This is a genomic window from Herbaspirillum sp. GW822-FHT03A08, from assembly GCF_058801885.1.
The window spans coordinates 842,662-860,389 of record NZ_JBXANR010000002.1; the positions used below are offsets into that span (position 1 = coordinate 842,662).

Consider the following 17,728-nt stretch of genomic DNA (forward strand, 5'->3'; position numbering starts at 1 on the left):
AAACCATCTGCCTTATCATAGCGCCCGGAGTCGTTTGTCGTTGTGCCGTCATTTTTCCTTGCCGTCTTACCCAACCGTACGCATTGCCATGCCTGAATTGCCAGAAGTAGAAGTCACCCGCCGCGGCGTCGCCCCGCACCTGGAAGGCCGAACGGTCACCGCTGTCGTGATGCGTCATACCGGTTTGCGCTGGCCGTTTCCCGCCGACCTGCAGCAACGGCTCGCCGGCCGCGTAGTGCGTTCGACCGGGCGGCGCGGCAAATATCTGCTGATCAATTTTGATCATGGCACGCTGATTGTGCATCTGGGGATGTCGGGCCATCTGCGTATTCTTCCTTTGGGCATGACGCCGCAAAAGCATGACCACTTCGATCTCGTGGTTGGCAAGCAAGTCATGCGCATGACCGATCCACGCCGTTTTGGCGCGGTTTTGTGGCACGATGCCGCCGATGGCGACATCGAAGAGCACATGCTGTTGCGCGGTCTCGGCTTGGAGCCGCTGGAAGACAAGTTTTCGGCGAGAGAATTGCATCGCCAGACGCGCAACCGCAGCGCGCCGATCAAGCAGGTCTTGCTGGCCGGCGACATCGTGGTCGGCGTCGGTAATATTTACGCTTCGGAAAGCCTGTTCAAAGCCGGCATTAATCCCAAGACGGCGGCGAGCAAAATCAGCTTGCCGCGTTACGAGAAGCTGGCGGCGGCGATCCGCGAGACGCTTGCTGCAGCGATCGAGCAGGGCGGCAGCAGCTTGCGCGACTTCATCGCCGTCAATGGTCAGTCCGGTTATTTTCAGCAAAGCTATTTCGTCTATAACCGTACCGGCGAAGAGTGCCGCATCTGTGCGACGCCGATACGCCAGATCAAGCAGGGCCAGCGTTCCACCTTTTACTGTGTGATTTGCCAACGATGAAACGTGTTCTCACCAAAACGGATCTGGCGCCCGGCGCTATCCAGGCAGGCGCACTGACGGCAGACGACTTTGCCGATCCGAGTTTTTCGGCGGCCGTCATCGGCTGGCAAAAGCAGCACGGCAGGCATGCCTTGCCGTGGCAAAACACGCGCGACGCCTATCGTATCTGGCTGTCTGAAATCATGCTGCAGCAGACGCAGGTGACTGCCGTGATTCCGTATTATCAAAAATTCCTGCAAAGCTTTCCGACCGTCAAGAGTCTTGCTGCGGCGCCATCCGAGGCCGTGATGTCGCATTGGAGCGGATTGGGCTATTACACACGGGCGCGCAACCTGCATCGCTGCGCGCAGCGTGTGACGGATGAATACGGCGGACGTTTTCCCGATGATCCGGACTTGCTCGCCGATCTGCCGGGGATCGGCCGCTCCACGGCTGCGGCTATCGCGGCCTTCGCCTATGGCAAGCGCGCCGCCATCCTGGATGGCAACGTCAAGCGTGTTTTTGCCCGTGTCTTCGGCGTGGAGGGATTTCCCGGTGCCAAGCCGGTGGAAGATCAGCTATGGCGCCGCGCCGTCGCCTTGTTGCCGCAAGCTGACATGGAGTCTTATACACAGGGCTTGATGGATCTGGGCGCGACACTGTGCGTGCGTGGCAAACCGGCTTGCGATCGTTGCCCGCTGGCGCAGCGCTGCGTAGCGCTCGCCACGGACCGTACATCAGAACTGCCGGTGCGCAAACCGAAGAAAGCCGTTCCCGAAAAAGACACGATGATGCTGGTCATCAGCGAAGGCGAAGAGGTCTTGTTGCAGCAACGTCCCGACAGCGGTATCTGGGGCGGGTTGTTGTCACTGCCTGAACTTCCGGTGAGCCAGAATGCCGAGGAGTTTGAACTCGCCGTCGACAATGCGACGCGTCAGTTCGGCACGATAGCGGCTTGCCGCAAGCTGCAACCGTTTTCGCACGTCTTCACGCATTTTAAATTACACGTGTCGCCGTTCCAGGTTGTGCTGAAAAAGCGCCTGCCTCAAGTCGCAGAATCAGTGTATGTCTGGTACCCGGTCACGCAGTTGGCGGATGCGCCTTTGCCTGCACCCGTCAAAAAGCTGTTGCTGGGTGTGCTACGGACCGACGATTTGTTGAATTGATTGGTGAGGTGCGGAAGCGGCGGCTCAGCCAGCTTGGCTAAGCTGGCGATGGCGTATCACGACATTCTCTTTTTCCGAGAAATACTTGGCCAGCTGCTCGACGATATAGACCGAGCGATGTTGGCCGCCGGTGCAGCCAATCGCCACCGTCAGGTAGCTGCGGTTGTCACGTTTGAATGAAGGCAGCCATTTTTCGACGAAGTTGCGAATATCGCCAAGCAAATCATTCACTGCCGGCAGATCGGCGAGAAACTCGATCACTGGCGCATCGCGTCCCGTCAGTGGGCGCAGGCGCAGGTCGTAGTGCGGATTGGGCAGCACGCGCACATCGAACACCAGGTCCGCATCCAGCGGCACACCGAATTTAAACGCAAAAGATTCGAACAGCACAGTCAGGCTTGCCTGCTCGGTATCGATCAGGTCGCGAATCCAGGCGCGCAGCTTGTTGGCGCTCAGGTTGGAGGTGTCGATGACGTGGCCCAGACCTTCGACCACACTCAGCATTTCTCTTTCCTTGTGAATACACTCGGTCAGCGTCATGCGGTCGGTCGGATTCTGATCGGGGAGCAGGCGGTGCGATAGCGGATGGCTGCGGCGCGTTTCGGAAAAGCGCGTGATGAGCGACTCGGTCGTGGCAGTCAAAAAGAACAATTTGACGTCGTGCCCCTCTTCCTTGAGTCGCTGGATATCCGGTCCCAGACCGGCAAGGGAATCAGCGCTGCGCGCATCGGTAGCAACAGCCAGTGTCGCATCACCTTCTTTCAAGCGGGTTTCCACCAGGCTGCGCAGCAACGCCGGCGGCAAATTGTCGACGCAAAAATAACCGGCGTCCTCCAGAACATGGAGAGCGACCGATTTGCCGGAGCCGGAAATGCCAGTGATGAGGACGATACGCATGAGTATGATGATACCTCAAGCAGAGCTGCTGGGTCAGTATCGTGTCAGCTTACCGTGTGGTCGACCCGGTTGTCGACAGACAAATCATTCGCATACCGGATCTTGATGAAGATTTACTCGCCATTCATCGCCTTGCGCTGGCGGTCGATGAATTCCTTGAGGGTATCGATGCCGCGCAATTGCAGGATGGTGTTGCGTACCGCGGCTTCCAGCAGAACCGCAATATTTCGGCCGGCAGCCACGGGGATCACCACTTTGCGGATCGGCAGGCCGAGTACGTCTTCAAACTGAGCGTCGAGCGGCAGGCGTTCGTAGTTTTCTTCCAGCGTGCTGCGGCGGACCAGATGTACGATCAGTTTCAGGCGCATTTTGCGGCGGACGGCGGTTTCACCAAAGATGGCCTTGATATCGAGCAGGCCCAGCCCGCGCACTTCCAGCAGATTTTGCAGCAACGGCGGGCAGCGGCCTTCGATCATGTTCGGTGCAATGCGCGCGAATTCTACGGCGTCGTCGGCCACCAGGCCGTGGCTGCGCGAGATCAGTTCCAGGCCCAGTTCGCTTTTGCCCAGCCCCGATTCGCCCGTGATCAGCACGCCCACGCCGAGCACGTCCATGAACACGCCGTGCATGGTGATTTGCTGCGCCAGCTTTTTGGACAGGTAGACGCGCAGATAATCGATCACCTGCGCCGCAGGCAAAGGCGTAGAAAACAGTGGAATATTCTTTTCGTCGCAGATCGCCAGAATATCGGGGGGCGTCGCCAGGCCCTGCGCGATGATGAACGCAGGCGGTTCGCCGGCCACCAGCTCGGCGGTCTGATAGGCGCGCGAAGTGTTGGAGAGGCGCTGGTAGTACTCGGTTTCCTGATGGCCGAAGACCTGGATGCGGCCCGGATGGATCAGATTCAAGTGGCCGACCTGATCGGCTGCCGAGGCGGCGTCGCCGGAAATCAGCCGTTCTCCGCCGGGGAAGCCGGCAAACCAGCCAAGTTGCAGCGATTCGCGATTTTCTTCATACAGTTGCTGTATCGATAGCGCGGTATAGGCAGGCATGGTTCTCCGAAAGACGGTGGTTACGGTAGCGACGTTGTTAAGCTGTTACGTTGATGCGTGCGCGGACGCGGCGGATCCTATTCGTTTCAGGATCCGCGCGTTATTTTGCTTAATTGGTTTTTTCCAGCGACGGTTGCCAGGTAACCAGGCGCGAATACACTGACGCAGCCTCGGGGTCGGCGATCAGTTCGGCACGGAAAGCATTGTCCGAAAACATTTCGGCGATCTCGGACAGGATTTCCAGATGCTGTTGCGTCACGTTGTCTGGGATCAGCAAAAAGATCAGCAGCTTCACGGGTTCGCCGTCGGGCGACTCGAAAGGAATCGGCTCGGCCAGGCGCATAAACAGCGCCAGCGGCGCCTTGAGCCCCTTGATGCGGCCATGCGGAACGGCTACGCCATGACCCAGTCCTGTCGAACCAAGGCGTTCGCGCGCAAACAGGTTTTCAGAAACAGTGGAGCGGGCAATGCCGCTGTTGTTTTCAAAGGTAAGTCCGGCTTGTTCGAATGCTCGTTTTTTGCTGGAGACTTCAAGGTCCAGAATGACGTTCTCTGGGGACAGGATTTTTGCTAGATTTGTCATGACACAAAAGAAAGGCGCTAGATAGGCTTTTGTGCAGGATTATAGGCTTCTTTGGGAGTTACGCAATGAATTCCGATGTTGCTTCAGAGTAAATTCGAGATGTTGCCGGGTCGCTGCGAAAGGGGTGAAAGAATGGCGTTTCCCCGGTAGGAGAGCGGTGTTTTACCGGGGAAAGCGCAGAGTGAATTTTTACATCTCGATGCGGCCAAAAACCAACAGCACGTCGCCGCTATTTTTGTTCGAAGAGAAGCGCGGAACGTAAGAAAACATGATCTTGGCTTTTTTGGTGCCGATCGATGCCAACGGCAACGGTACCGGGAAGGGGACGCCGCCAAAATAATCCTGGCGGCTCATCAGCATTGCCGTGCCGCCGATGCCGAGTTCCAGCGGCGTGTGGCTGATCGGAAACACCCATTCATAGGCATAACCGGCCATGATCTGCGGATGGCGATGCGAATCCTTGATCACGAAGCCGTACAGCGATTCGTCGTCGCCGCGCTCATTGCGCATGGTCTTGCCATAGCCGAGACCCCAGGCGTGTTCGTTGAGTTCGTTGAGCTTCTCTTTGGTGTAAGTGCTGCGGCCATGGTGGGCCCATCCCGAGACGTAGACAGCATCGTCGCCCTTGTCGATGATTTCCGACGCGTGGTTCTTGGCGGATTGCCACCAGCTGAATTCGTCGCTCTGCTGCGCCATGGCGGGCAGCGATGCACCTGCGCAGGTCACGGTGAAAATCCCTGCAAGCAACGTGCGGCGAGGGAAATGGCGAAAAGAGGATGGAAGTAATTGGCTCATATTTTTATTGGCTATGAATGGTCGATTGCAAGTGGCGCGGCACGTCCGGACTGACCGGATAGATGCCCGAGGAAATTGACCGTTTTCCCCGCCATGAAAAAAGGCGTGGTCGTGCCGTTGTGCGACGAAAACCGGGTTTGTGCAAAAGACGAAAACATCAGCAGCGAGATCAGCAGAAATCAATGCGCCTGAAGTATGGCTTCAGTGCCTTGGCTCTGTTGCCGTTGCGCGTTTCGAATATTGCGAATTGAAAAATTAACGATGCAGACGAAGCATCGTCTGGCGAACTGTCCATGTCTGAGACAAGATCATGGCACAAGAAGTTTTATGCAGAAGGTGGAAATAGTTTCAAAATGTTGCCGGACGCGGCCTGCAGGCCGGTCCTTCGGCGGGAAACGCTTTATTTTTCAGTGATGCGCGGGATGTAATCTCTTTGTAACAGAGAGGTTACATCCTTCGCCGGATTGACTTATTGGCGGGCGTTTCTCAGGTTCGACGGTGCTCGGCCTGCTGTGAAATTACTGCGCCATGGATTGATGTCCAGTCCGCCACGTCGCGTGTAGCGCGCATAAACCGAAAGTTTTTGAGGTTTGCATTGACGTAATACGTCGACAAAAATGCGCTCCACACATTGCTCGTGGAATTCATTGTGTTCGCGGAAACCGATCAGGTATTTCAGCAAGGCTTCCTGATTGATGGGGGCGCCGACATAGTGGATCTGGACGCTGCCCCAGTCCGGCTGGCCGGTGACCGGACAGTTGGATTTCAGCAGATGCGACAGCAGCGTTTCTTCCACGATTGCCTCATCCTGGTTGGCAAACAGCAGCGAGGGATTCGGATGATGATCGACGACCTCGATATCCAGCCGGTCCAGCAGCAAGCCGCTCAGTTCGCCCATCTGCAATGCAGAGAACGCGCCGGGTTCCGTCAGCGTGACCTGTACGCTGGCGCCGGCCGCGGCCGACAAATCTTTTTGCACAATGCCGATCAGCGTCTGCTGATCCTCAAGGCGCGTCTGATTGAATGAGTTCAGATAGAGCTTGAACGATTTCGATTCGATGATGTTGGCGGAATCTGCGGGAATCATGAAGGTGGCAATCGCAATCTGCGGTTTGCCGCGCTGATTCAGCCAGGACACCTCGTACGCATTCCAGATGTCGATGCCGAAAAACGGCAGCGTGCCTTGCAGTCCGAGTTCATCGCGCTTGGCTTGGCGCGGAATCGGGAACAGCAAAGCCGGATCGTAGGCGCTGGGATAAGCGGAGGACTTGCCCAGCGGCGAGGTGTCGGGTGAATTCGGGTGCGTCATGGTCTTGCTTCCTTCGTGCTTCCAGTGTTTCTTTGTGTGGCGTGTATGTCTCAGTGCTGCAGCTACTCCAGGCGGCTCAGCCCAGGAACAGTTTGTACAGCGGGTTCTTGCTTTCGTCCCAGTGACGGTAACCGAGATTGTCGAGGAAGGCGCGGAAGGTTTTCATTTCCTTCTTCGGCACCTGCAGCCCGACCAGAATACGGCCGACATCGCCGCCTTGATTGCGGTAATGAAACAGGCTGATGTTCCAGTTCGGATTCATGTTGCTCAGGAAGCGCATCAGCGCGCCCGGACGTTCCGGGAATTCAAAGCGGTACAGCAATTCGTCCTGCGCCAGCGAGCTCTTGCCGCCGACCAGATGGCGGATATGCACCTTCGCCAGTTCGTCATGCGTCAGGTCCAGCGTGCTGAAACCGTTCTTCTCAAACGTCTTGGCGATCTTGGCCGGTTCGTCGGCGCTGCTGGTCTGGATACCGACGAAAATATGCGCGGACTTTGCATCGCTGATGCGGTAGTTGAACTCGGTCACGTTGCGCGGTCCGACGACTTCGCAGAAGCGTTTGAAGCTGCCGTGTTCTTCCGGAATCGTGACCGCGAACACCGCCTCGCGCGCTTCACCGACATCTGCCATTTCCGCGACGAAGCGCAGGCGGTCGAAGTTCATGTTGGCGCCGCAGGCGATGGTGATCAGGGATTCATTCTTGATCGGTTTCTTGCTGTTCTTGGCGCGTTCGACGTAGGCCTTGGCACCGGCAACGGCCAGTGCACCGGCCGGTTCGACGATGCTGCGCGTATCCTGGAAAATATCCTTGATCGCCGTGCAGACGGCATCGGTGTCGACCAGGATGATGTCGTCCACCAGTTGTTTGGTGATGCGGAAAGTTTCTTCACCGACCAGCTTGACCGCCGTGCCGTCCGAGAACAGGCCGACGTCCGGCAGGGTGATGCGGCGGCCGGCCTTGATGCTGCGCGCCATGGCGTCGGAGTCGGTAGTTTGCACGCCGATGATCTTGATGTCCGGACGTACGGCCTTGACGTAGGCCGCGATGCCCGAGATCAGGCCGCCGCCGCCGATGGCGACGAAGATCGCGTGGATAGGATCAGGATGCTGGCGCAGGATTTCCATGCCGACGGTGCCCTGGCCGGCGATCACGTAAGGATCGTCGAACGGATGGACGAAGGTCAGCTTCAGTTTCTTTTCCAGCGTCAGCGCGTGGTTGTAGGCATCGGTGAACGAATCGCCGAACAGCACCACTTCGCCGCCACGGCCCTTGACCGCTTCAATTTTCACGGTCGGCGTGGTGGTCGGCATCACGATCACGGCGCGGCAGCCGAGCTTGGCGGCCGACAAGGCGACGCCTTGCGCGTGGTTGCCCGCCGAGGCGCAAATCACGCCGCGCTTGAGCTGAACCGGGCTCAGATGCGCCATTTTGTTGTACGCGCCGCGCAGCTTGAAGCTGAATACGCTCTGCATATCCTCGCGCTTGAAGTAAATGCGATTTTCCATCCGCTGCGACAGGGTGTTGGCAATCTCCAGCGGCGTTTCAACAGCAACGTCGTAGACACGGGCGGTGAGGATTTTCTGCAAGTAGTCGGTGGTCATGGTCGGGTCAGGGCACAGTTCTGCGTGATTCGCAGTTTGGTTACGCGATTTGTGTTTCGTTTTGCGTCACTTTTAAGAGCAAAACGGTAAAAGACATGGTCGCGGCGAACTGATCATTATAATGGAGCCGCCGCGCAGACTTATATCGGCGCGCGCATGCGGCGTATCCGCCGTAACGAAAAAGGCTGAAAAATCGGCTATTGCAACCAATTGCGGTCAAAGTTTTCCTACTTCTTCCGCATCTTCCAATTACTTTCCCATCTGCATGATTGAAAACGCCATTCTCTGGTTATTGAAAACCCTTGCCGTCCCGACAGTCGGCCTGACTTCCGTCTTCATCATCAGTTTTGTTTCGGCAACATTGCTGCCGCTCGGGTCCGAGCCAGCGGTCTTTGCGGTGATCAAGGCCAATCCGGAGATATTCTGGCAAGTGATTCTGGTGGCGACGCTGGGCAATACGCTGGGCGGCGTGGTCGATTACTGGATGGGATATGGCGCCAAGCAGACCTTTGCCAAGGAACGCACCAGCCGCTGGTTTCACTGGCTGGAACGTTTCGGCGCCAAGACCATGCTGCTGGCCTGGCTGCCGGGCGTGGGCGATCCGATTTGCACGCTGGCCGGCTGGCTCAAGCTGCCGTTCTGGCCGTCGGTGTTTTACATGGCGATCGGTAAATTCTTCCGCTACATCTTCATGACGTGGCTGCTGCTCAACGTGCCCGACGGTTTCTGGCGCGCAGTCGCCGACTGGCTAGCCTAGCAGCGTATCGAGCAGCATCATTGTCACGAAGCCGGCCAGCAATCCCAGCGTGGCTTGCGTTTCATGGCCCTGGCGATGCGACTCGGGAATAACTTCGTGACTGATCACAAACAGCATTGCTCCGCCGGCTCCCGCCAATGCCCACGGCAAGGCGGTTGCAGAGACGCCGGTTGCGAGTGCGCCGAGGACGCCGCCGACAGGTTCGACCAGTCCTGACAGGATGCCGGCGCCGGCCGACTTCCAGGGCGAGTAACCGAGTGTGCGCAAGGCCAGCGCAACGACCAGACCTTCCGGAATGTCCTGAATACCGATGCCGGTAGCCAGCGCGATCGCTTTGCCCATCTCATCGCCGCCGAAGCCCACGCCGATCGCCAGGCCTTCAGGAAAATTGTGAATGGTGACCGCCATCACAAACATCCAGATACGGCTGGTGCGCGCTGAATGAATTTCCGGATTGGGCGCAATGAAGTGCTGATGCGGCACCAGATGATTGATCGCCAGCACAAACAGGCCGCCGAGCATGATCCCGGTTGCCGTCAGCAGCACCGCGGCGGTCTTGCCATAGCCCAGCGCCTGCGCCTGATTCATGGCGGGAATGATCAGCGAAAACACGCTCGCTGCCAGCATGATGCCGCCGCCGTAGCCCAGCATGACGTCTTGCGTGCGCTCCGAAATGCGGCGCGTGAACAGCACGCCAAGCGCGCCCAGCGCCGTCAGTCCGGCGGCCGCAGAAGAGCCGAGCAAAGCCGGCATGACCTGCGGATGCGCAAGGAAGAAGCTGCTTAGCCCCTCGTAGGATTTGACCAGAATGAAGATTAGGCCGACCGCCAGCATGGCGATCTGGCGCAGGCGGAGTCCGGACAGGAAGCCGGAACGTTCGGCCGGAGCCGGTTTGACGGGGAATTGTTTTCGCAATTGTGCTTGTATCATGGCAGTCATCCTTGTCGATGGATTGGCGGATGGCTGTCCTAAGCTTTGCACTCGGCGTATTCGGCGAGGGTGATGGCTAGATTTTCCAGAAATTCGGTAATCAGTCGTTGCAACATAGCATTCTCCGCAGGGCTTGGGTGAAATTTCGATAGATTGATGATAAATTTAAACAATCAATATTAAAAAATTGATTGTATTTATTGATTCAATAGAGATATTTATATTGCATTGCAGAAATTCGCGTAAAAGCCGTGATTTCTCTGGAATAAGAACTATTTCTTATTGTTCTGCCAAAAGTAAGGGCATTCCCTCGCGAGTGGCGGCAATAAGATAAAATGCACATCCGGCAGCAGATTTTTTTCCAAATTAATGAACGCCCCCGCAAAAATCCAGGCTTTGCTCACAGATGCGCCGCAAGGCGCCACTCCAACGCGCTTGCGCGAAATTCCCTACAACTACACCTCGTTCTCCGATCGCGAAATCGTTATTCGCTTATTGGGTGAGGATGCATGGCGTTTGCTCGACGAGCTGCGCGCCAAGCGTCAGACCGGCCGATCTGCGCGCATGTTGTACGAAGTGCTGGGCGACATCTGGGTGGTACGCCGCAATCCTTATCTGCAAGACGATCTGCTCGACAACCCCAAGCGCCGTGCTGCGCTGATTGACGCGCTCAATCATCGTCTGGCCGAAGTCGACAAGCGCCGTATCGATATCAATCAGGGTGAAGCCGGTGACGCCGACGCCGCGCGCCGCAGCGCCAGTGTCGAAGCGCTGGTGCACGCGGCAAAGAAAGCGATTGCCGAGTTCGCCGACGAATTCAAGCGCACCTACGACCTGCGCAAGCGCGCCAACAAGGTCCTGGGCCGCTACACCGCCAAAGACAACATCAAGTTCGACGGCCTGTCGCGCGTCTCGCACGTGACCGATGCCACCGACTGGCGCGTCGAGTATCCGTTCGTCGTGCTGACACCCGACACCGAAGACGAAATGGCAGGCCTGGTCAAAGCCTGTATCGAACTCGGCCTGACCATCATCCCGCGGGGCGGCGGCACCGGTTATACCGGCGGCGCGATTCCGCTGACGCCGATGTCGGCCGTGATCAATACCGAAAAGCTGGAACAGCTCGGCGCCGTCGAGATGGAAGTGCTGCCCGGTCTGGATAAACCATACGCCACGATTTACTCGGGCGCGGGCGTGGTCACCAAGCGTGTATCCGACGCCGCTGAAAAAGCCGGTTTCGTTTTTGCAGTCGATCCGACCTCGGCCGAAGCCTCGTGCATCGGCGGCAACGTCGCCATGAACGCCGGCGGCAAAAAGGCCGTTTTGTGGGGTACTGCGCTTGACAATCTGGCCAGCTGGCGCATGGTTGATCCGCAAGGCGACTGGCTCGAAGTCACGCGTCTGGATCACAACCTCGGCAAGATTCACGATGTCGAACTCGCGCGCTTCAAGCTCGAGTGGTCGCATCCCGGCGAAAAAGGCCAGAAGACCGAAGTCTTCAAGACCGAGATTCTCGAAATCGCCGGACGCAAATTCCGCAAGGAAGGCCTTGGCAAGGACGTCACCGACAAATTCCTGTCGGGTCTGCCCGGCATCCAGAAGGAAGGTTGCGACGGCCTGATCACGTCGGCCCGCTGGATCCTGCACAAGATGCCGAAGCAGACGCGCACCGTCTGTCTCGAATTCTTCGGCCAGGCGCGGGATGCGATTCCGTCGATCGTCGAAATCAAGAATTACCTCGACGCTGAAACCAAAAAGGGCGGCGCGATTCTGGCCGGCCTGGAACATCTGGACGAGCGCTATCTGCGCGCGGTCGGCTACGCCACCAAATCCAAGCGCGGCGTGCTGCCGAAGATGGTGCTGATCGGCGACATCGTCGGCGACGATGAAAACGCCGTGGCGCAGGCTGCGTCGGAAGTGATCCGTATGGCCAACAATCGCGTCGGCGAAGGTTTCGTCGCGATCAGCCCTGAGGCGCGCAAGAAATTCTGGTTGGACCGCTCGCGCACCGCCGCAATTGCAAAGCACACCAACGCCTTCAAGATCAACGAAGACGTGGTGATTCCGCTCAATCGCATGGGTGAATACACCGATGGCATTGAGCGCATCAACATCGAACTGTCGGTCAAGAACAAGCTGCAATTCCTGGACGAGCTCAACGCTTTCTTCGCCAAGGGCAATCTGCCGTTGGGCAAGAGCGACGACGGCGAAGGCGAAGACATCCCGGCTGCAGAAATGCTGGAAGACCGTGTGCATCAGGCCGAAGCGTTGATCGCACAGACCCAGGCGCGCTGGACTTATCTGCTGGCCAATCTCGACAAGCCGCTGCGCGCGGCCAAGGACGAAATGGCGGCGCTGGGTCTGGACAAGCTGCTGCCGGTATTCGAACAGCGTCTGATCGAACAGCCCGAAGCCAACGTTTTCCACGTGGTGCAGGACCGTACCGTGCGCGTGTCGTGGAAGCAGGAAGTGCGCGCGCAGTTGCGTCAGATTTTCAGCGGCGCCGCGTTCAAGCTGATCCTGGAAGAGTGCAGCGCCATCCACAAGCGCGTGCTGCGCGGCCGCGTATTCGTCGCGCTGCACATGCATGCAGGCGACGGCAACGTGCACACCAACTTGCCGGTCAACTCCGACCATTATCAGATGCTGCAGGACGCCCACGAAGCCGTGGCGCGCATCATGACACTGGCGCGTTCGCTGGACGGTGTGATTTCCGGCGAGCATGGCATCGGCATCACCAAGCTGGAATTCCTGACCGAAGAAGAAATCGGTGAATTCCGCGAGTACAAATTGCGCATCGATCCGGAAGGCCGCTTCAACAAGGGCAAGCTGCTGAATCTGCCCGGCTTTGAAGCTGACCTGAGCAATGCCTACACGCCGTCTTTCGGTCTGATGGGGCACGAATCGCTGATCATGCAGCAAAGCGATATCGGCGCCATCGCCAACAGCGTCAAGGACTGCCTGCGTTGCGGGAAGTGCAAACCGGTGTGCGCGACGCACGTACCGCGTGCGAATCTGCTGTACTCGCCGCGCAACAAGATCCTGGCGACCTCGCTGCTGGTCGAGGCCTTCCTGTACGAGGAGCAGACCCGCCGCGGCATCTCGATCAAGCATTGGGAAGAGTTCGAGGACGTCGCCGATCACTGCACCGTTTGCCACAAATGCGTGACGCCTTGCCCGGTCGACATCGACTTCGGCAACGTCTCGATGAACATGCGCAATCTGCTGCGCAAGATGGGCAAGAAGTCGTTCAACCCGGGCACTACCGCGGCGATGTTCTTCCTCAATGCGACGGATCCGGCGACCATCAACGCCACCCGCAAAGTGATGACTGACTGGGGCTTCAAGGCCCAGCGTCTGGGTAACGACATCCTCAAGAAGTTCGCGAAGAAACAGACGCAAAAACCTGCCGCCACGGTCGGCAAGGCGCCGATCAAAGAGCAGGTGATCCACTTCATCAACAAGAAGATGCCGGGCAATCTGCCGAAGAAGACTGCGCGCGCCTTGCTGGATATCGAAGACGACAAGATCGTGCCGATCATCCGCGATCCGAAGACGACCACGGCCGATACCGAAGCCGTGTTCTACTTCCCGGGTTGCGGTTCGGAGCGTTTGTTCTCGCAGGTCGGGCTGGCCACGCAAGCGATGCTGTGGAACGTCGGTGTGCAGACCGTCTTGCCGCCGGGTTACCTGTGCTGCGGCTATCCGCAACGCGGCAGCGGCGATTACGACAAGGCCGAGAAGATCATCACCGACAACCGCGTGCTGTTCCATCGCATGGCTAATACGCTGAACTACCTCGACATCAAGACCGTCGTGGTGTCTTGCGGCACCTGCTATGACCAGTTGCAAGGTTATGAATTCGAGAAGATTTTCCCAGGCTGCCGCATTATCGACATCCACGAATATCTGCTGGAGAAGGGCGTACGCCTGGAAGGCGTGACCGGTACCCGCTACATGTACCACGATCCTTGCCATAGCCCGATGAAGCTGCAGGATCCGCTGAAGACCGTCAACTCGCTGATCACCACCATCGACGCGCAAAAGATCGAGAAGAACGATCGCTGCTGCGGCGAGTCGGGCACCTTCGGCGTAAGCCGTCCGGATGTCTCGACCCAGGTGCGCTTCCGCAAGGAAGAAGAGATGCGCAAGGGCGCCGACAAGGTGCGTGCAGACGGCTTCGAGGGCGACGTCAAGATCCTGACGTCGTGCCCGTCGTGCTTCCAGGGTTTGTCGCGCTACAACGAAGATTCAGGCACCACCGCCGACTACATCGTGGTCGAAATGGCCAAGCATCTGCTCGGTGAAAACTGGTTGCCGGACTACGTGGCACGCGCCAACAACGGCGGCATCGAACGCGTGCTGGTGTAAGTATGAGCAATGTCAGCGCTTGCGATTTGTGCGACGGCGACGGCGGCCAGCTGGTATTCAGGAACGACGGCTATCGCGTCGTGCTGGTCGAGGAAGCCGCTTATCCCGGCTTCTGCCGCGTGATCTGGAATGGTCACGTCAAGGAAATGACCGACCTGCCGCCGGCTGATCGCAATGCCGTCATGCATGCAGTCTGGGCCGTCGAAGCCGCCGTGCGCGAAGTCATGCAGCCGGAAAAAATCAACGTCGCCAGCCTTGGCAACATGACGCCGCACGTGCACTGGCACGTGATTCCACGCTATGCCGACGATGCGCATTTTCCCAGCCCGGTCTGGGCTGAGGTCAGGCGTGAAACTCCCGCGGCGACGCTGGAGCAGCGACGCGCGAAACTGCCGCAACTGCGCACCGCCATCGAACGTCATCTGGCAACGTCATCCTGACCTGACGATCTTCATGAAGGCCGGCTGGCCCGCAAAGAATAAAAGCCAGACAGCCGGCCTTCGTTTCACAGAATAGAAAGCGCAAGCAATGAGTTCTGGTCCTACGCCCGTATCCTTCAAAGTCCGCACGCAATCGCGCGTGATGGAAGTCGCCTTCGATGACGGCGCGATGTATTCGATTCCCTTCGAACTGCTGCGCGTGTATTCGCCTTCCGCCGAAGTGCGCGGCCACGGTCCCGGCCAGGAAACGCTGCAAACCGGCAAGCGCGACATCGGTATCGTCGGCGTGGAGCCGGTCGGCAACTACGGCATCAAGCCGATCTTCTCCGACGAGCATTCCAGCGGGATTTTTACCTGGGAATACCTCTATCAGCTCGGCCGCGACCAGGATGCAATGTGGGAAACCTATCTGCGAAAACTGGAAGCCGCTGGCTTCACCCGCGACAGCGGCAGGGATCCGGGCGCTGTCGTCTCCAGCGACAAGGGAAACGGCCATGCCTGTGGACACCATCACTGAACCAGCCGGTTTCATCGTCCGTGCCGCGCATCCCGGCGACGTCGACGGCCTTACCAAACTGATCAATCAGCCCGGTTTTCGCCACGGCACCTTGCGTTTGCCGCACCAGACCTTCGAGACCGTACGCACATGGCTGGAAGCACCAGCCATCGGTGGTTTGCATCTGGTCGCGGTAGAAGCGGGAACGGTCATCGCTCAGGGCAGTCTTACCCGTTACGCGGGACGGCGCAACCATGCAGCCTCGATCGGTATGGGCGTGCACGATGCACACTGCGGCAAGGGCGTCGGTTCGGCCTTGATGAAAGAGCTGGTTGACGCAGCCGACAACTGGCTCGATATCCGTCGCCTGGAACTGACGGTGTTCAGCGACAATGCGCCGGCTATCGCGCTGTACCGCAAATTTGGTTTTGAAACGGAAGGCGAGCACAAGGCGTTTGCTTTCCGCGCCGGCGAGTACGTGGATGCACTTGCGATGGCGCGTTTGCGTGACTGATGCCGGACGGCATCGCCTCACCTTGACCTTATATAATGTCGTATTACTCATAACAGGTTGCCTCATGACCAACACCACTCACTTCGGTTACGAAACCGTCGCAGAAGAAGAAAAAGTACATAAAGTCGCCGAAGTCTTTCACTCCGTCGCTGCCAAGTACGACATCATGAACGACTTCATGTCGGCCGGCCTGCATCGTGTGTGGAAGGCCTTCACCATCGCGCAGGCGGGTATCCGCCCGGGTTTCAAGGTGCTCGATATCGCCGGCGGTACCGGTGATCTGTCCAAGGCGTTCGCCAAACAGGCGGGCCCGACCGGTGAAGTCTGGCTCACCGATATCAATGAATCGATGCTGCGCGTGGGCCGGGATCGTCTATTGAATAAGGGCATTCCGACCCCCACCTTGCTGTGCGACGCGGAGAAATTGCCGTTTCCGGACAACTATTTCGACCGCGTTTCGGTGGCTTTTGGTCTGCGCAACATGACCCACAAGGATGCGGCGCTGGCGGAAATGCGCCGGGTGCTCAAGCCGGGCGGCAAGCTGCTGGTGCTGGAATTCTCTAAAGTCTGGGAGCCGCTGAAGAAGCCTTACGACGTGTATTCGTTCTCGGTGCTGCCATGGCTGGGCAAGAAAGTTGCCAACGACGCTGAAAGCTATCGTTACCTGGCTGAATCGATTCGCATGCATCCCGATCAGGAAACCCTGAAAAAGATGATGGAAGACGTCGGCCTGGAGCGTGTGCAGTACTACAACCTGACAGCTGGCGTGGCGGCATTGCATACCGGCATCAAACTCTAGCCTGAACAAATTTGTAGGAGCTTGTGTGAAAAAGTTATTCGTAATCCTGATGCTGGCCCTGACGACCATGATGGTCGCGATGTCCGGCGCCGAAGCCAAACGCCTCGGCGGTGGCGGCTCTTTCGGCAAGCAATCCTCGAACTATTCGCGTCAAGTGCCGACACGTCCGGCGCAATCGCCATCCAACGTCGCACCGGCCAAACCGGCAGCGCCTGCTGCGGCTCCGCAAACAATTCCGCCTAGACCGGCCAGCCCATGGAAGGGTATCCTCGGCGGCGCCTTGCTGGGCTTGGGTCTGGGCGCATTGTTGTCCCATTTCGGCATGGGTGGCGCTATGGCCAGCATGATCAGCACCATCCTGATGGTGGCTTTGCTGGTGTTTGTGGCGATGTTCCTGTTCCGCATGTTCAGCCGCAAGAGCGGCAATGCTGCCAGCAATGGTAGCGGCTTCAATCCGCAGCCGGCCTACGCCCGTGCCGCCGAACCGACCGTCTACACACCGGAAATCGGCTCGCGCATCGAACCAACCGGCGTGCAAGCGCCGGTAGCTTTGCAAGGGAACGAGTTCGGCTCGACGCCAGCAGCTGCAGCTAATGCACCGATCATTCCATGGGGTATCCCCACTGACTTCGACGTTACCGGTTTCGTCCGCAACGGAAAAAGCTATTTCATCCGCCTGCAAGCGGCATGGGACAAGGCCGACATCAACGACATCCGCGAATTCACCACGCCGGAAATGTTCGGCGAACTGCGCCTGCAATTGCAGGAACGCGGCGCGGCAGCGAACAATACCGACGTCGTGCAGATCGATGGCGAGTTGCTCGGTATTGAAACGCTGGAACACGATTACCTGGCGACCATCAAGTTCACCGGCCTGATCAAGGAAGCGCCCGACGCATCGGCTGAACCGTTTGCCGAGATCTGGAATCTGTCCAAGCCGGTCAACGGCAGCGGCGGCTGGGTGCTGGCAGGTATTCAGCAGGTGTAGTCCGATGTGGGCTCCCGCACATCACGCCCGGAGCCAGGAGTCACTTGGCAGCGCCAAGAACTGTTAAACTTGAAACCGCCCGACTCCTCTCGGGCGGTTTTCTTTTTTGATGCCGCACATTCCCATGCTCTCTAATTTC

The 17,728-nt window shown here is 58.1% G+C and carries 16 protein-coding genes; 9 read left to right on the plus strand and 7 right to left on the minus strand.

Annotation, left to right across the window (positions count from 1 at the left end):
• Positions 1 to 88 precede the first annotated feature (88 nt).
• Entirely contained in the window at positions 89 to 910 is an 822-nt protein-coding gene (mutM, locus tag AC1RN6_RS08935) for a bifunctional DNA-formamidopyrimidine glycosylase/DNA-(apurinic or apyrimidinic site) lyase (protein WP_493004675.1), read from the plus strand.
• Positions 907 to 2,055 carry an A/G-specific adenine glycosylase gene (mutY, locus tag AC1RN6_RS08940; protein ID WP_493004677.1) on the plus strand — a complete coding sequence of 383 codons (1,149 nt, stop codon included), beginning with the start codon at positions 907 to 909 and terminating at the stop codon, positions 2,053 to 2,055. The genes mutM and mutY overlap by 4 nt, the downstream gene beginning before the upstream one ends.
• Before the next feature lie 24 nt (positions 2,056 to 2,079).
• On the opposite strand, the gene rapZ is transcribed toward mutY, so the two are convergent.
• The 6 genes from rapZ to ilvA form a co-directional block, all read right to left on the minus strand.
• Positions 2,080 to 2,952 (minus strand): RNase adapter RapZ, encoded by an 873-nt coding sequence (gene rapZ / locus AC1RN6_RS08945; RefSeq protein ID WP_493004679.1) that lies wholly within the window; start codon positions 2,950 to 2,952, stop codon positions 2,080 to 2,082.
• 113 nt (positions 2,953 to 3,065) lie between these two features.
• Entirely contained in the window at positions 3,066 to 4,004 is a 939-nt protein-coding gene (hprK, locus tag AC1RN6_RS08950) for an HPr(Ser) kinase/phosphatase (protein ID WP_007880748.1), read from the minus strand.
• A 109-nt stretch (positions 4,005 to 4,113) separates the two neighbouring features.
• Entirely contained in the window at positions 4,114 to 4,587 is a 474-nt protein-coding gene (locus AC1RN6_RS08955; RefSeq protein ID WP_493004681.1) for a PTS sugar transporter subunit IIA, read from the minus strand.
• A 189-nt stretch (positions 4,588 to 4,776) separates the two neighbouring features.
• Entirely contained in the window at positions 4,777 to 5,283 is a 507-nt protein-coding gene (locus tag AC1RN6_RS08960; RefSeq protein ID WP_493004766.1) for a hypothetical protein, read from the minus strand.
• Between the two features lie 568 nt (positions 5,284 to 5,851).
• Positions 5,852 to 6,691 (minus strand): NADPH-dependent 7-cyano-7-deazaguanine reductase QueF, encoded by an 840-nt coding sequence (queF, locus tag AC1RN6_RS08965; RefSeq protein ID WP_493004683.1) that lies wholly within the window; start codon positions 6,689 to 6,691, stop codon positions 5,852 to 5,854.
• Positions 6,692 to 6,767: 76 nt separating this feature from the next.
• Entirely contained in the window at positions 6,768 to 8,312 is a 1,545-nt protein-coding gene (ilvA, locus tag AC1RN6_RS08970) for a threonine ammonia-lyase, biosynthetic (protein ID WP_493004767.1), read from the minus strand.
• A 247-nt stretch (positions 8,313 to 8,559) separates the two neighbouring features.
• Between ilvA and AC1RN6_RS08975 the strand changes: the two genes are divergently transcribed.
• A complete protein-coding gene (locus tag AC1RN6_RS08975; RefSeq protein ID WP_493004685.1) occupies positions 8,560 to 9,051 on the plus strand; it encodes a YqaA family protein in 492 nt (163 codons plus the stop codon).
• On the opposite strand, the gene AC1RN6_RS08980 is transcribed toward AC1RN6_RS08975, so the two are convergent.
• The gene (locus AC1RN6_RS08980) at positions 9,043 to 9,981 is read right to left on the minus strand and encodes a ZIP family metal transporter (protein ID WP_493004686.1); all 939 of its coding nucleotides are present in this window, start codon (positions 9,979 to 9,981) and stop codon (positions 9,043 to 9,045) included. The two genes, AC1RN6_RS08975 and AC1RN6_RS08980, sit on opposite strands and share 9 nt — an antisense overlap.
• A 369-nt stretch (positions 9,982 to 10,350) precedes the next feature.
• Between AC1RN6_RS08980 and AC1RN6_RS08985 the strand changes: the two genes are divergently transcribed.
• The 6 genes from AC1RN6_RS08985 (at position 10,351) to AC1RN6_RS09010 (ending at position 17,589) form a co-directional block, all read left to right on the plus strand.
• Complete coding sequence (locus AC1RN6_RS08985; protein WP_493004687.1) at positions 10,351 to 14,352, plus strand: DUF3683 domain-containing protein; 4,002 nt, start codon at positions 10,351 to 10,353, stop codon at positions 14,350 to 14,352.
• A gap of 2 nt (positions 14,353 to 14,354) precedes the next feature.
• Positions 14,355 to 14,792, plus strand: a complete 438-nt coding sequence (locus tag AC1RN6_RS08990; protein WP_493004689.1) for an HIT family protein — start codon at positions 14,355 to 14,357, stop codon at positions 14,790 to 14,792.
• A gap of 88 nt (positions 14,793 to 14,880) precedes the next feature.
• Positions 14,881 to 15,309 carry a gamma-butyrobetaine hydroxylase family protein gene (locus AC1RN6_RS08995; RefSeq protein WP_493004691.1) on the plus strand — a complete coding sequence of 143 codons (429 nt, stop codon included), beginning with the start codon at positions 14,881 to 14,883 and terminating at the stop codon, positions 15,307 to 15,309.
• The gene (locus tag AC1RN6_RS09000) at positions 15,287 to 15,802 is read left to right on the plus strand and encodes a GNAT family N-acetyltransferase (RefSeq protein WP_493004692.1); all 516 of its coding nucleotides are present in this window, start codon (positions 15,287 to 15,289) and stop codon (positions 15,800 to 15,802) included. Before AC1RN6_RS08995 ends, AC1RN6_RS09000 begins: the two co-directional genes overlap by 23 nt.
• 64 nt (positions 15,803 to 15,866) lie before the next feature.
• On the plus strand, positions 15,867 to 16,601 hold the full coding sequence (gene ubiE / locus AC1RN6_RS09005; RefSeq protein ID WP_493004693.1) for a bifunctional demethylmenaquinone methyltransferase/2-methoxy-6-polyprenyl-1,4-benzoquinol methylase UbiE: 735 nt from the start codon (positions 15,867 to 15,869) through the stop codon (positions 16,599 to 16,601).
• Between the two features lie 25 nt (positions 16,602 to 16,626).
• Positions 16,627 to 17,589 carry a Tim44 domain-containing protein gene (locus AC1RN6_RS09010; protein WP_493004695.1) on the plus strand — a complete coding sequence of 321 codons (963 nt, stop codon included), beginning with the start codon at positions 16,627 to 16,629 and terminating at the stop codon, positions 17,587 to 17,589.
• Positions 17,590 to 17,728: the final 139 nt, after the last annotated feature.